General features: G+C 55.3%; 13 protein-coding genes and 1 pseudogene. 11 read left to right on the plus strand and 3 right to left on the minus strand.

What is annotated here, in order from left to right; genetic code table 11:
• A pseudogene (locus L579_RS24165) lies at positions 1-138 on the plus strand (IS110 family transposase); the annotation flags it as partial.
• Positions 139-167: 29 nt separating this feature from the next.
• On the opposite strand, the gene L579_RS09555 reads toward L579_RS24165, so the two are convergent.
• Positions 168-437 carry a DUF1145 family protein gene (locus tag L579_RS09555; protein WP_021184046.1) on the minus strand — a complete coding sequence of 90 codons (270 nt, stop codon included), beginning with the start codon at positions 435-437 and terminating at the stop codon, positions 168-170.
• Positions 437-1,027, minus strand: a complete 591-nt coding sequence (rsmD, locus tag L579_RS09560) for a 16S rRNA (guanine(966)-N(2))-methyltransferase (protein ID WP_036626284.1) — start codon at positions 1,025-1,027, stop codon at positions 437-439. The genes L579_RS09555 and rsmD overlap by 1 nt, the downstream gene beginning before the upstream one ends.
• A 229-nt stretch (positions 1,028-1,256) precedes the next feature.
• On the opposite strand from rsmD, the gene ftsY reads away from it, so the two are divergent.
• From ftsY to rpoH, 4 genes are all read left to right on the plus strand, one after another.
• Positions 1,257-2,633, plus strand: coding sequence for a signal recognition particle-docking protein FtsY (ftsY, locus tag L579_RS09565; protein WP_021184048.1), 1,377 nt, complete (start codon positions 1,257-1,259; stop codon positions 2,631-2,633).
• A gap of 5 nt (positions 2,634-2,638) precedes the next feature.
• On the plus strand, positions 2,639-3,307 hold the full coding sequence (ftsE, locus tag L579_RS09570) for a cell division ATP-binding protein FtsE (protein ID WP_013507452.1): 669 nt from the start codon (positions 2,639-2,641) through the stop codon (positions 3,305-3,307).
• A complete protein-coding gene (gene ftsX, locus L579_RS09575) occupies positions 3,297-4,280 on the plus strand; it encodes a permease-like cell division protein FtsX (RefSeq protein WP_021184049.1) in 984 nt (327 codons plus the stop codon). The genes ftsE and ftsX overlap by 11 nt, the downstream gene beginning before the upstream one ends.
• Before the next feature lie 249 nt (positions 4,281-4,529).
• Positions 4,530-5,387 carry an RNA polymerase sigma factor RpoH gene (gene rpoH / locus L579_RS09580; RefSeq protein WP_021184050.1) on the plus strand — a complete coding sequence of 286 codons (858 nt, stop codon included), beginning with the start codon at positions 4,530-4,532 and terminating at the stop codon, positions 5,385-5,387.
• A 47-nt stretch (positions 5,388-5,434) separates the two neighbouring features.
• On the opposite strand, the gene panM is transcribed toward rpoH, so the two are convergent.
• Complete coding sequence (panM, locus tag L579_RS09585) at positions 5,435-5,821, minus strand: aspartate 1-decarboxylase autocleavage activator PanM (RefSeq protein WP_021184051.1); 387 nt, start codon at positions 5,819-5,821, stop codon at positions 5,435-5,437.
• A 404-nt stretch (positions 5,822-6,225) separates the two neighbouring features.
• On the opposite strand from panM, the gene L579_RS09590 reads away from it, so the two are divergent.
• The 6 genes from L579_RS09590 (at position 6,226) to ugpB (ending at position 12,704) form a co-directional block, all read left to right on the plus strand.
• On the plus strand, positions 6,226-7,353 hold the full coding sequence (locus L579_RS09590; RefSeq protein WP_021184052.1) for a branched-chain amino acid ABC transporter substrate-binding protein: 1,128 nt from the start codon (positions 6,226-6,228) through the stop codon (positions 7,351-7,353).
• A gap of 119 nt (positions 7,354-7,472) precedes the next feature.
• A complete protein-coding gene (gene livH / locus L579_RS09595) occupies positions 7,473-8,399 on the plus strand; it encodes a high-affinity branched-chain amino acid ABC transporter permease LivH (protein ID WP_013507457.1) in 927 nt (308 codons plus the stop codon).
• Entirely contained in the window at positions 8,396-9,667 is a 1,272-nt protein-coding gene (locus tag L579_RS09600) for a high-affinity branched-chain amino acid ABC transporter permease LivM (RefSeq protein WP_021184053.1), read from the plus strand. The genes livH and L579_RS09600 overlap by 4 nt, the downstream gene beginning before the upstream one ends.
• Complete coding sequence (gene livG, locus L579_RS09605; protein WP_013507459.1) at positions 9,664-10,431, plus strand: high-affinity branched-chain amino acid ABC transporter ATP-binding protein LivG; 768 nt, start codon at positions 9,664-9,666, stop codon at positions 10,429-10,431. The genes L579_RS09600 and livG overlap by 4 nt, the downstream gene beginning before the upstream one ends.
• Before the next feature lies 1 nt (position 10,432).
• Positions 10,433-11,146, plus strand: coding sequence for a high-affinity branched-chain amino acid ABC transporter ATP-binding protein LivF (livF, locus tag L579_RS09610; protein ID WP_021184054.1), 714 nt, complete (start codon positions 10,433-10,435; stop codon positions 11,144-11,146).
• 241 nt (positions 11,147-11,387) lie between these two features.
• Positions 11,388-12,704 carry a sn-glycerol-3-phosphate ABC transporter substrate-binding protein UgpB gene (ugpB, locus tag L579_RS09615; protein ID WP_021184055.1) on the plus strand — a complete coding sequence of 439 codons (1,317 nt, stop codon included), beginning with the start codon at positions 11,388-11,390 and terminating at the stop codon, positions 12,702-12,704.
• Positions 12,705-12,707: the final 3 nt, after the last annotated feature.

Below are 12,707 nucleotides of genomic sequence, written 5' to 3' on the forward strand. Positions count from 1 at the left end.
CTGTACCAGAGGCTAATCGCGAAGGGCAAAGCCAGCAAGGCTGCGCTTGGAGCGGTGATGCGCAAGCTGGTTCATCAGTGCTTCGGGGTGCTGAAAACGCGGATGAAGTGGGATGAAAATTACGCAGCTACCGCTTGACGTTCAAGACGGTAGCTACGTAAGAAACATTATCCTTTCGGATAATGTTTTTTCTGCCACGCCAGCAGTTCAAACACGCCAAAGAAGAAAATCTTTAATTGTGTGGCGCGTCCCAGCTTGGGCGCTTCCTTCGGCTGCGTGGCGCGCAGCAACACCAGCTGCAAACCGTGCATGATGATCATAAAGAACAGCGCCACATGCACGAAATAGCGCAGCGGCGTTGGAAATGGCTGGACCAGATTTAACAGCAAAAAGGCCCAGACGCAGATCATTAATAAACGTCCCAGATTAAGCCACATCACACATCTCCTTGTTGGCGTTGATATAAACGATAAGCGACCTGGCCGGCAATTTTCTCACGATACAGATCCCAGCAGGCGGGAACCGGAGGGGCGCCATGCTCCACCTCACTTTCGACATAAATCAGCGCTTCGGCTGCCAGCCAACCGTTTTGCTCCAGCAGCGTCAGCGTCTCCTGCAACAATCCCTTACGGAATGGCGGATCGACAAACACCACATCAAAGGGCTCACCCGTCTGACTCAGCCATTGTAGCGTATTGGTCTGTATCACTTTGCCATTGCTGGCGCGCAGCGTTTGCAGATTTTGCGTCAATTGTTGTGCCACCGGGCGCTCCAGCTCCAACAGGGTGGCAGAGCCGGCAAAGCGCGACAGCGCTTCCAAACCGAGCGCACCGCTGCCAGCAAAGCAATCCAGGCAGCGTGCCTGCTGAATGTCCGGGGCTAGCCAGTTAAACAAGGTTTCGCGTACCCGGTCGGTGGTCGGGCGCAGGCCCGCGCTGTCGGGCACCGGCAATTTACGGCCGCGCCATTGACCGCCAATGATGCGGATCTGACCAGCAGCGCCGCTGCTGCGGGGGGATTTACTCATTTTGCTCACAACTCGTCATAATTTGTTGCGTAGTTTAACGGGCGTGGAAGGCAGAAGAAACGTAAAAAAGGGTGCTGTGGTGCGCTGGCTGGAAAGTGTTAGACTAGTGAGTTGGTATGGCGCGTGTAATTCACTGATTTTTACGCGGCTAAAGCCTTCAAATTGAATTTTTTATCCCCTGGGAACAGCGTGCTACCGGGAATAAGCCATCGAGGAGTGTGGTTACACAATGGCAAAAGAGAAAAAACGCGGCTTTTTTTCCTGGCTGGGCTTTGGCAAAGAAGAAGAGACGCAACAGCCTGCCGAAGAGCAGCAACAACCCGCTGAGGTGGCGCAGGAGCCAGCCGTTGAAGAGAGCGCGTTAGATCGCGCCGAAGCGCAGGCGGAAGAAACCGTTGCCGTCACCGAGCAGGTGGCAGAGCAGCCGGCTGAAGCGCCGGACGTTGTCGTCGCCGAAGAAGTCCTGCCAGAAACCCAGCAGCCACCTGAAGTTGAGCCGGTTGCCGAGGTCGAGCAGGACGAAGAAGACACCGCGCTGAGCGATGAAGAACTCGAAGCGCTGGCGCTGGCGGAAGAAGCGCCAGAAGCGGAACCCGAAGTCGAGCCGGAAGTCGCGCAGGATACCGTCAGCGATCTGCCGCTGGCCGCTGCGCCGTTGGTGGCGCAGGAGCAGGAACGTCCAACCAAAGAGGGCTTCTTTGCCCGTCTGAAACGTAGCCTGGTAAAAACGCGCGCTAATCTTGGTTCCGGGTTCATCAGCCTGTTCCGTGGCAAGAAAATCGATGACGATTTGTTTGAGGAACTGGAAGAGCAGCTGTTGATTGCTGACGTTGGTGTTGAAACCACGCGCCGCATCATCACCAATCTGACGCAGCAGGCAGACCGTAAACAACTACGGGATGCCGAAGCGCTGTATGGTTTGCTGAAAGCGGAAATGGCCGGAATTCTCGATAAAGTCGATGCTCCGCTGGATGTATCAGGCAAAACGCCGTTTGTCATCCTGATGGTTGGGGTCAACGGCGTTGGTAAAACCACCACTATCGGCAAGCTGGCGCGCCAGTATCAGGCCGAAGGCAAATCCGTGATGCTGGCGGCGGGCGATACCTTCCGTGCGGCTGCGGTTGAGCAGTTGCAGGTCTGGGGTCAGCGCAACAACATCCCGGTTATTGCCCAGCACACCGGTGCGGATTCCGCATCCGTGATCTTTGACGCCATTCAGGCGGCGAAAGCGCGTAATGTCGATGTGTTGATCGCCGATACCGCCGGACGTCTGCAAAACAAATCGCACCTGATGGAAGAGTTAAAGAAAATCACCCGCGTGATGAAGAAACTGGATGAAGATGCGCCGCATGAAGTGATGCTGACCATTGACGCCAGCACCGGGCAGAACGCCATCAGCCAGGCGAAACTGTTCCATGAAGCGGTGGGCCTGACTGGCATCACCCTGACAAAACTGGATGGCACTGCGAAAGGTGGTGTGATCTTCTCGGTTGCCGATCAGTTTGGCATTCCGATTCGTTATATCGGTGTCGGGGAAGGCATCGAGGATTTACGGCCGTTTAAGGCCGCAGACTTTATTGAGGCACTGTTTGCCCGAGAGGACTAATTGGGATGATTCGCTTTGAAGAGGTCAGTAAGGCATATCTGGGCGGACGTCAGGCGCTCCAGGGGGTGGATTTTCATCTGCGCCCCGGTGAAATGGCGTTTCTGACCGGCCACTCTGGCGCGGGGAAAAGTACCTTACTGAAGCTGATTTGTGGTATTGAGCGCCCGAGCGCCGGGAAAATCTGGTTCAGTGGGCACGACATCTCCCGGCTGCGGAATAGCGAAGTGCCTTTTTTGCGTCGTCAGATTGGCATGATCTTCCAGGATCACCATCTGCTGATGGACCGTTCGGTGTATGACAACGTGGCGATCCCGCTGATCATCTCGGGAGCCAGCGGTGAGGATATTCGTCGTCGCGTCTCTGCGGCACTGGATAAAGTGGGCCTGCTCGACAAAGCGAAAAGTTTCCCGATTCAGCTCTCTGGTGGTGAACAGCAGCGCGTCGGCATTGCGCGCGCGGTGGTGAATAAACCCGCCGTACTGCTGGCGGATGAACCGACCGGTAACCTTGATGAAGCGTTGTCGGAAGATATACTGCGCCTGTTTGAAGAGTTCAACCGCGTTGGTGTAACGGTGCTGATGGCTACCCATGATATGGGCCTGATTGCCCGTCGTAACTATCGCATGATGACGCTTAATCAGGGACGCCTGCACGGAGGCCATGATGGTCAATAAACGCAATAAGCGCACACCGGCGCCGAAAGCGAAACAGCCTTCAAAAAGCAAAGCGCTGAAGGGCGGCTGGCAGGAGCAGTGGCGCTATGCGCTGCGCGGCACGCTGTCTGATATGTGGCGTCAGCCGTTGGCGACGTTGCTGACGGTAATGGTGATTGCCATCTCGCTGACGCTGCCGAGCGTTTGCTATATGGTGTGGAAAAACGTCAGCCAGGCGGCAACCCAGTGGTATCCGGCTCCGCAGCTGACAGTGTATCTCTCCAAAACGCTGGATGACACCGCGGCGGAAAACGTCACCGCGCAGCTGAAGCAGTTGGACGGCGTGAAGAACGTAGACTATCTGACGCGGGAAGAGGCGCTGAACGAATTCCGCAACTGGTCCGGTTTTGGCGGCGCGATGGATATGCTGGAGCAGAATCCGTTGCCAGCTGTGGCGATTATCACGCCGAATCTGAATTTCCAGAGCGCCGATACACTGGCGAGCCTGCGTGATCGGGTGTCCAAAGTGCAGGGCGTCGATGAAGTGCGCATGGATGACAGTTGGTTTGCCCGTCTGGCGGCGTTGTCCGGGCTGGTAGGGCAAATTGCTGAGATCATTGGTCTGTTAATGGTTATCGCGGTATTCCTGGTGATTGGCAACAGCGTGCGTCTCAGCATCTTTGCGCGCCGCGATACCATTAACGTTCAGAAATTGCTGGGTGCGACTGACGGCTTTATCCTGCGCCCGTTCCTGTATGGCGGGGCGATGTTGGGTTTAAGTGGCGCGGTGTTATCGCTGATTTTGTCTGAAGTGCTGGTACTGCGTCTGCAATCGGTGGTCGCGCAGGTGGCGCAGGTATTCGGCACCAGCTTTGATCTGGAAGGATTTTCCTGGGATGAAGCGCTGCTGCTGTTGTTAATTGCTGCCATCATCGGCTGGATCGCTGCCTGGCTGGCAACGGTACAACATTTACGCCGATTTACGCCCCAGTAAACGCCTGACACATTTTTTTGGTATAATAGTCCTCTGCTGCCGACAATCGGGCGCAGAGGATTTTTTCTCCGCTTCCCTTCCTGTCATCTGTGTGTAAAATATTCACTGTTACGATGGAACTTGTGGATAACTTTGATCTCTAAGTTCGGGTAGCACAGATTGCTTTCGGATTTCCGGCGACGTTGACTTAATGTATCGTCTGCTCATGGGAACGTGCAGCAATATTCCACTGAATTTGTGAGGGTTTGAATGACCAAAGAAATGCAAACTTTAGCTATTGCTCCTCTTGGTAACCTGGAATCGTATATTCGGGCTGCCAACGTCTGGCCGATGCTGTCGGCAGAAGAGGAAAAAGCGCTGGCTGAACGGCTGCATTACCAGGGCGATCTGGATGCGGCTAAGACGCTGATCCTGTCTCATCTGCGCTTTGTTGTTCATATCGCTCGTAACTATTCCGGTTACGGCTTGCCACAGGCAGACCTGATTCAGGAAGGGAACATCGGCCTGATGAAGGCGGTGCGTCGCTTCAATCCTGAAGTGGGTGTGCGTCTGGTGTCGTTTGCCGTGCACTGGATTAAAGCTGAGATTCACGAATACGTGCTGCGTAACTGGCGTATTGTGAAGGTCGCTACCACTAAAGCGCAGCGTAAGCTGTTCTTTAACCTGCGTAAAACCAAGCAGCGTCTGGGCTGGTTTAACCAGGACGAAGTCGAGATGGTAGCGCGCGAGCTGGGCGTGAGCAGCAAAGATGTGCGTGAAATGGAATCGCGCATGGCGGCACAGGATATGACTTTCGACATGTCGTCTGACGACGAAAACGGCGAAAGCAAAACCATGGCCCCGGTGCTGTATCTCCAGGATAAAACGTCTGACTTTGCTGATGGCATTGAAGAGGACAACTGGGATGCACACGCCGCCGATAAACTGACCGACGCGATGCAGGGCCTGGACGAGCGTAGTCAGCACATCATCCGTGCGCGCTGGCTGGATGAAGAGAACAAAACCACCTTGCAGGAACTGGCCGACCAATACGGCGTTTCCGCAGAGCGTGTACGCCAGCTGGAAAAGAACGCCATGAAGAAATTACGTATGGCGATTGAAGCCTGATAAAGCACATAACCTGTAGCGGCGCGAGAAATCGCGCCGCTACGTTTTTATCGTGTCCAGCCATCACCCTGCGCGCGAAAGCCGCAAGCCTGCATAAACGCAGCACGAACGTCCTGTTCATCAGCGCCGTCATCGGCCACCCACCACTCAGCCAGCGCGCTGTTCTGCGCCAGCGTCTCCTCCAGCAAATATTTCCCCACGCCGCGACGACGCGTCACTTCCCGCACCTGAAGCTGGGTAATTTTTCCCTGCGCGCCCTGAATGGTCAGTTGCAGTGCCGCCAGCAGACGATCATTAAAGCGCGCGGCATACATCCGCTGCGTCTCGCTCAGCTGGGCTTCCAGCTGTGAAATATCGATTTCCGGCCAGACTTTGGTCAGGTCGATTCGATCCTGCGTCGTCAACGATGTTAAGCGCTGAATAGTGAGCTTCATTCCCCGTACCTGTACTAGTGCAAAGGGCATAGTGTAGCGAATTTAGACAGTCAGAGCGCTGTCACTTTTTTTTGATGAAAATAGGTCAAACAACAGCCTGTTTGCCAGGATGATAGTTGAACAGAGTGATGGTTGGTTAAATAGCCAGCATAATTAGCTGGCAAGTCGGCGAAAATACGGCCATAACAACCAGACGATTCTGCTGTTCAACCCAGCTATAACTGAATATGTCAGTTGATTTACAGAAGAAACTTCCTGTTTAATAACCTGAAAAATAAAGCCTTATTACCAATAAATGCCAGAAAAGTGCGCTAACTCATTATTCCAGAATCAGTTTTCCTCTTTCACTGGCAGAAAATAATCCAACTCACAACAGACACGACACAACAGATGGGGAAGTTCGCATGAAAATGAGTAAAGGACGCGCATTATTGGCGGGCTGCGTAGCGCTGGCGATGAGCCATGCGGCGCTGGCAAAAGACATCAAAATTGCCATCGTCGGCGCAGCAACCGGTCCGGTAGCCCAATACGGCGACATGCAATTTACCGGTGCGGCACAGGCCATTAAAGACATCAATGCCAAAGGCGGTGTCAACGGCGATAAACTGGTTGGCGTGGAATATGACGATGCCTGCGACCCGAAACAAGCGGTAGCGGTTGCCAACAAAGTCGTGAACGATGGCATCAAATACGTTATCGGTCACCTCTGCTCCTCTTCTACCCAGCCAGCGTCTGACATCTATAACGACGAAGGCGTGCTGATGATCACCCCGGCAGCGACCGCACCGGAACTGACCGCGCGTGGTTATGCTGACGTGATGCGCACCACCGGCCTCGACTCCGATCAGGGCCCGACGGCGGCAAACTACATCCTCGATACCATCAAACCAAAACGTATCGCTGTGGTGCATGACAAGCAGCAATACGGCCAGGGTCTGGCGGAGTCGGTGCAGAAAACCCTGAAAGCCAAAGGCGGCAACGTGGTGCTGTTCGAAGGTATCACCGCTGGCGATAAAGATTTCTCCACCCTGATTGCGCGTCTGAAGAAAGACAACGTCGACTTCGTTTACTACGGTGGTTACTACCCGGAGCTGGGTCAGATTCTGCGCCAGGCAAAAGCCGCAGGCCTGAACGCGGGCTTTATGGGACCGGAAGGGGTGGGCAACGCCTCACTGTCTAACATTGCTGGTGATGCATCTGAAGGTCTGTACGTGACCCTGCCGAAGCGTTATGACCAGCTGCCGGACAACAAAGCGATTGTTGACGCCATCAAAGCCAACACCGCACCGAACCGCAAAGATCCGACCGGTCCGTTCGTCTGGACCACCTATGCCGCGATTCAGTCGCTGGTGGCCGGTATCGAGCGCAGCAAGAGCGACGAGCCTGATGCGATCGCCAAGAACCTGAAAGAAGGCGCACCGGTTCCGACCGTGATGGGCAACCTGAGCTGGGACCAGAAAGGTGACCTGAAAGGCTTCGAATTCGGCATCTTCAAATGGCATAAAGACGGCTCATCAACCGCGATCAAGTAATCGTTGCATCCAGCACGATCGCAGGGGCGGCCTTCAGGCCGCCCTTAATCAAACCGGTTAATTTACCGCCAGTCGCGGTAACGATTTACCATCACGGACGTGTTTCTAAGGTACTTGTTATGTCCGAGCAGTTCCTCTATTTCCTCCAGCAGATGTTCAACGGAGTGACCCTGGGCAGCACCTACGCGCTGATCGCCATTGGGTACACGATGGTTTACGGCATTATCGGTATGATCAACTTCGCCCACGGCGAGGTGTACATGATCGGTAGCTATGTCTCCTTTATCGTCATCGCCGCGCTAATGATGATGGGCATCGACACCACCTGGCTGATGATTGCCGCCGGTTTTGTCATGGCGATCATTATCTCCAGCGCCTACGGCTGGAGTATCGAACGTGTGGCGTATAAGCCGGTGCGTTCCTCCAAGCGCCTGATCGCGCTGATCTCCGCCATCGGGATGTCGATCTTCCTGCAAAACTACGTCAGCCTGACGCAAGGTTCGCGCGATCTCGCGCTGCCGAGCTTGATCACCGGGCAATGGACCTTGGGTGAAAGCAACGGTTTTGCCGCCACGCTCTCCACCATGCAGTTGATGATTTGGGTTGTGACCTTTATCGCCATGTTGGCACTGACGGTATTTATCCGTTATTCACGTATGGGGCGCGCCTGCCGTGCCTGTGCAGAAGACCTGAAAATGGCCAGCCTGCTGGGTATCAATACCGATCGCGTGATTTCACTGACCTTTGTGATTGGTGCGGCGATGGCGGCAGTGGCTGGCGTACTGCTGGGGCAGTTCTACGGTTCCATCAACCCGTTTATCGGCTTTATGGCCGGGATGAAAGCCTTCACTGCCGCAGTACTGGGCGGGATCGGCAGCATTCCGGGGGCGATGATCGGTGGTCTGGTGCTGGGCATTGCCGAAGCATTGACCTCGGCCTATCTCTCTACCGAATATAAAGACGTGGTCTCCTTTGCGTTGCTGATTGTCGTGCTGCTGGTGATGCCAACCGGCATCCTTGGCCGTCCGGAGGTGGAAAAAGTATGAAGCGCCTCGGACTGGTTAACGCCGTTATCTCTACGGTGATGTTGCTGGTGCTTGCCACCTTCTTTATGGGTATGCGCCTTGATCTTGATGGCACCAAACTGGTGGTATCCAACGCCGGAACGGTGCGCTGGAACTGGATTTTTGTCGGTTGCGGCGTGGTATTCCTGTTCCAGTTGCTGCGTCCGTTATTCCACGGCAAATTCAAACGCAGCGGCAATGGCCTGGTGCTGCCGGGCTTTGATGGTTCAACGCCGAAGCAGAAGCTGGTGATGGTGTTGATGATCGTGGCTGCGGTGATCTGGCCGTTCCTGGTTTCGCGCGGTAGCGTGGATATCGCCACCCTGACGCTGATCTACGTGATGTTGGGCCTCGGCCTTAACGTGGTGGTGGGCTTGTCGGGCCTGCTGGTGCTGGGCTACGGCGGCTTCTATGCCATCGGTGCCTATACCTTCGCCTTGCTGAACCACTACTACGGTTTTGGCTTCTGGCAGAGCCTGCCGCTGGCGGGTCTGGTGGCCGGGGCGTTTGGCTTACTGCTCGGTTTCCCGGTGCTGCGTCTGCGTGGTGACTATCTGGCGATTGTCACCCTCGGCTTTGGCGAAATCGTCCGTATCCTGCTGCTGAACAACACCTCGATTACCGGCGGTCCAAACGGTATCGCGCAGATCCCGAAACCGACCCTCTTCGGCCTGGAGTTTGGTCGCAAGGTCAGCGAGGGCGGCTGGGGCACCTTCCACGAGGTGTTCGGCATGAAATACGATCCCAATGACCGCGTGATTTTCCTCTACCTGGTGGCGCTGCTGCTGGTAGTGCTGACGCTGATTATCATCAACCGCCTGCTGCGTATGCCGCTGGGCCGTGCCTGGGAAGCGTTGCGCGAAGATGAAATCGCCTGCCGTTCTCTTGGTCTTAGCCCGACGCGTATCAAGCTGACGGCGTTTACCATCAGCGCGGCCTTTGCCGGTTTTGCCGGTACGCTGTTTGCTGCGCGCCAGGGCTTTGTCAGCCCGGAATCCTTCACCTTTGTCGAGTCGGCGTTTGTGTTGGCGATTGTGGTGCTGGGGGGCATGGGCTCGCAGTTTGCGGTGATCCTCGCCGCCGTGTTGCTGGTGGTATCGCGTGAGCTGATGCGTGATCTCAACGAATACAGCATGCTGGTACTGGGTGGCTTAATGGTGCTGATGATGATTTGGCGACCGCAGGGGCTGCTGCCGATGAAGCGTCCGCAGCTGAAACTGAAACAGGGTAAAGCAGGAGAGCAGGCATGAGTCAGCCTTTATTAGCCGTAGAAGGCCTGATGATGCGTTTTGGTGGCCTGCTGGCAGTCAACAACGTGGCGCTGGAACTGCGTGAGCAGGAAATCGTTTCGTTGATTGGTCCAAACGGCGCGGGTAAAACCACGGTGTTCAACTGCCTGACCGGTTTCTACAAACCCACTGGCGGCAGCATCAAACTGCGCGATCAAAATCTGGCCGGCTTACCGGGGCAGAAAATTGCACGGATGGGCATTGTGCGTACCTTCCAGCATGTGCGCCTGTTTCGTGAGATGACGGTGATTGAAAACCTGCTGGTGGCGCAACATCAGCATCTGAAAAGCGGCGTATTCTCCGGGTTATTCAAAACCCCGGCGTTCCGCAAAGGCGAAAGCGAAGCACTGGATCGCGCCGCCACCTGGCTGGAGCGTATCGGCCTGCTGGAGCTGGCGAACCGTCAGGCGGGTAACCTTGCTTATGGTCAGCAACGTCGTCTGGAGATCGCGCGCTGTATGGTCACGCGCCCGGAAATCCTGATGCTGGATGAACCGGCGGCCGGTCTGAACCCGAAAGAAACGCACGAACTGGACGAACTGATTGCCGAACTGCGCGGTACGCATAAGGTGTCGGTGTTGTTGATCGAACATGATATGAAGCTGGTGATGGGCATTTCTGACCGTATTTACGTGGTCAATCAGGGAACGCCGCTGGCCAACGGCACGCCGGAAGAGATTCGTAATAACCCGGACGTGATCCGTGCCTATTTAGGAGAGGCGTAATATGGCCAACCCAATGTTAACCATTGAAAACGTCAGCGCCCATTACGGTAAAATCCAGGCGCTGCATAACGTCAGCCTGTATATCAATCAGGGCGAAATTGTCACCCTGATTGGTGCCAACGGTGCAGGCAAAACTACGCTGCTCGGTACGCTGTGTGGCGAGCCGCGTGCAACCGCAGGCACCATTACGTTTGATGGCAAAACCATTACCGATTGGCAAACCGCACGCATCATGCGTGAGGCGATCGCCATTGTCCCGGAAGGGCGTCGGGTGTTTTCGCGCATGACGGTGGAAGAGAATCTGGCGATGGGGGGCTTCTTTGCCAGCCGTAGCCAGTATCAGGAGCGTATTGAGCGCGTCTATGATCTGTTCCCGCGTCTTGCGGAGCGTAAGGTGCAACGTGCCGGTACCATGTCCGGTGGTGAGCAGCAGATGCTGGCGATTGGCCGTGCGCTGATGAGCCAGCCGCGTCTGCTGTTGCTGGACGAGCCATCGCTCGGCCTGGCACCGATTATCATTCAGCAGATTTTCGACACCATCGAGCAACTGCGTAAAGAAGGGATGACCATCTTCCTTGTCGAGCAGAACGCCAACCAGGCGCTGAAACTGGCCGACCGTGGCTACGTGCTGGAGAACGGGCATGTGGTGCTGGAGGATACTGGCGAAGCGCTGTTGTCCAACGAGGCCGTAAGAAGCGCCTATTTAGGTGCCTGAGTGCCCTCACCCTAACCCTCTCCCGCGAGCGGGAGAGGGAATCGATCGAGCCAAACTTATATATTGCACGTCTCCTTCTCCCGCTTGCGGGAGAAGGTCGGAATGAGGGCAACAAGCTGCACTCAGCCTTGTCACATTCCCGTCATTAACCTGTTATTTTTCCGTCATTTTCCCGTGTCATGTTACTTCGCGAACAAAAAATGCGTGATTTCGCGCGTACCTACATGCACAGGAAAACATTATGTCCGCTTTTACGCTTCGTCCCCGCCTGATGAGTGCCCTGCTCGGTCTGATGCTCAGTGGTCATGCACTGGCTGCCACCGAAATTCCTTTCTGGCACTCTATGGAAGGCGAGTTAGGCAAAGAAGTTGATTCTCTGGCACAACGTTTTAACCAGGCTCACCCAGACTACAAAATCGTCCCGGTCTACAAAGGCAACTATGAACAAAGCCTGGCGGCGGGGATTGCCGCTGTGCGTACCGGTAAAGCACCGGCCATTTTGCAGGTGTATGAAGTGGGTACTGCCACCATGATGGCGTCCAAAGCCATTGTGCCGGTGCATCAGGTGTTCCAGGATGCCGGAATCGCCTTTGATGAAAAACAGTTCGTCCCCACTGTCGCAGGTTACTACAGCGATTCCAGCGGCCATTTAATCTCTCAGCCGTTCAACAGCTCCACCCCGGTGCTGTACTACAACAAAGACGCCTTCAAAAAAGCCGGTCTGAACCCGGATCAGCCACCAAAAACCTGGCAGGAACTGGCAAAAGACGCCGATGCGCTGCGTAAAGCGGGCCTGACCTGCGGTTACGCCAGCGGCTGGCAGGGCTGGATTCAGATTGAAAACTTCAGCGCCTGGCACGGCTTGCCGGTGGCGACCAAAAACAACGGTTTTGACGGTACAGACGCTGAGCTGGAGTTCAACAAGCCGGTGCAGGTTCGTCATATCCAGATGCTGGAAGACATGAACAAGAAGGGTGATTTCACCTACTTTGGCCGTAAAGATGAATCCACCGCGAAGTTCTACAACGGCGATTGCGGCATCACCACCGCGTCTTCCGGTTCACTGGCGGATATCAAACACTACGCCAAATTCAACTTTGGTGTCGGCATGATGCCGTATGACGCAACCGTGCCGAATGCACCGCAGAATGCCATCATCGGTGGTGCCAGCCTGTGGGTGATGAAGGGCAAAGATGCCAACACTTACAAAGGTGTGGCGGAGTTTATGCAGTTCCTGGCGCAACCGGCAATCGCCGCCGAGTGGCACCAGAAAACCGGTTATCTGCCAATCACCACCGCAGCGTACGAGCTGACCAAACAGCAGGGCTTCTACGACAAGAACCCGGGTGCCGATATCGCGACGCGCCAGATGCTGAACAAAGATCCGCTGCCGTTCACCAAAGGGATGCGTCTGGGCAATATGCCGCAGATTCGCACCATCGTGGACGAGGAGCTGGAAAGCGTGTGGACCGGCAAACAATCGCCGCAGGCAGCGCTGGATAACTCAGTTAAACGCGGAAACGAACTGCTGCGCCGTTTTGAGCAGCAGGTGAAGTAACCC

This window comes from Pantoea sp. AS-PWVM4 (assembly GCF_000468095.1).
Lineage (GTDB): Bacteria > Pseudomonadota > Gammaproteobacteria > Enterobacterales > Enterobacteriaceae > Pantoea > Pantoea phytobeneficialis.

What these genes read in the sequence shown, in the direction of transcription:
- rpoH (WP_021184050.1), top strand. Translation starts at nt 4,530, where the DNA reads ATGACCAAAGAAATGCAAACTTTAGCTATTGCTCCTCTTGGTAACCTG.
- L579_RS09555 (WP_021184046.1), bottom strand. Translation starts at nt 437, where the DNA reads ATGTGGCTTAATCTGGGACGTTTATTAATGATCTGCGTCTGGGCCTTT.
- L579_RS09600 (WP_021184053.1), top strand. Translation starts at nt 8,396, where the DNA reads ATGAAGCGCCTCGGACTGGTTAACGCCGTTATCTCTACGGTGATGTTG.
- rsmD (WP_036626284.1), bottom strand. Translation starts at nt 1,027, where the DNA reads ATGAGTAAATCCCCCCGCAGCAGCGGCGCTGCTGGTCAGATCCGCATC.
- panM (WP_021184051.1), bottom strand. Translation starts at nt 5,821, where the DNA reads ATGAAGCTCACTATTCAGCGCTTAACATCGTTGACGACGCAGGATCGA.
- ugpB (WP_021184055.1), top strand. Translation starts at nt 11,388, where the DNA reads ATGTCCGCTTTTACGCTTCGTCCCCGCCTGATGAGTGCCCTGCTCGGT.
- ftsE (WP_013507452.1), top strand. Translation starts at nt 2,639, where the DNA reads ATGATTCGCTTTGAAGAGGTCAGTAAGGCATATCTGGGCGGACGTCAG.
- livH (WP_013507457.1), top strand. Translation starts at nt 7,473, where the DNA reads ATGTCCGAGCAGTTCCTCTATTTCCTCCAGCAGATGTTCAACGGAGTG.
- ftsY (WP_021184048.1), top strand. Translation starts at nt 1,257, where the DNA reads ATGGCAAAAGAGAAAAAACGCGGCTTTTTTTCCTGGCTGGGCTTTGGC.
- livF (WP_021184054.1), top strand. Translation starts at nt 10,433, where the DNA reads ATGGCCAACCCAATGTTAACCATTGAAAACGTCAGCGCCCATTACGGT.
- L579_RS09590 (WP_021184052.1), top strand. Translation starts at nt 6,226, where the DNA reads ATGAAAATGAGTAAAGGACGCGCATTATTGGCGGGCTGCGTAGCGCTG.
- ftsX (WP_021184049.1), top strand. Translation starts at nt 3,297, where the DNA reads ATGGTCAATAAACGCAATAAGCGCACACCGGCGCCGAAAGCGAAACAG.
- livG (WP_013507459.1), top strand. Translation starts at nt 9,664, where the DNA reads ATGAGTCAGCCTTTATTAGCCGTAGAAGGCCTGATGATGCGTTTTGGT.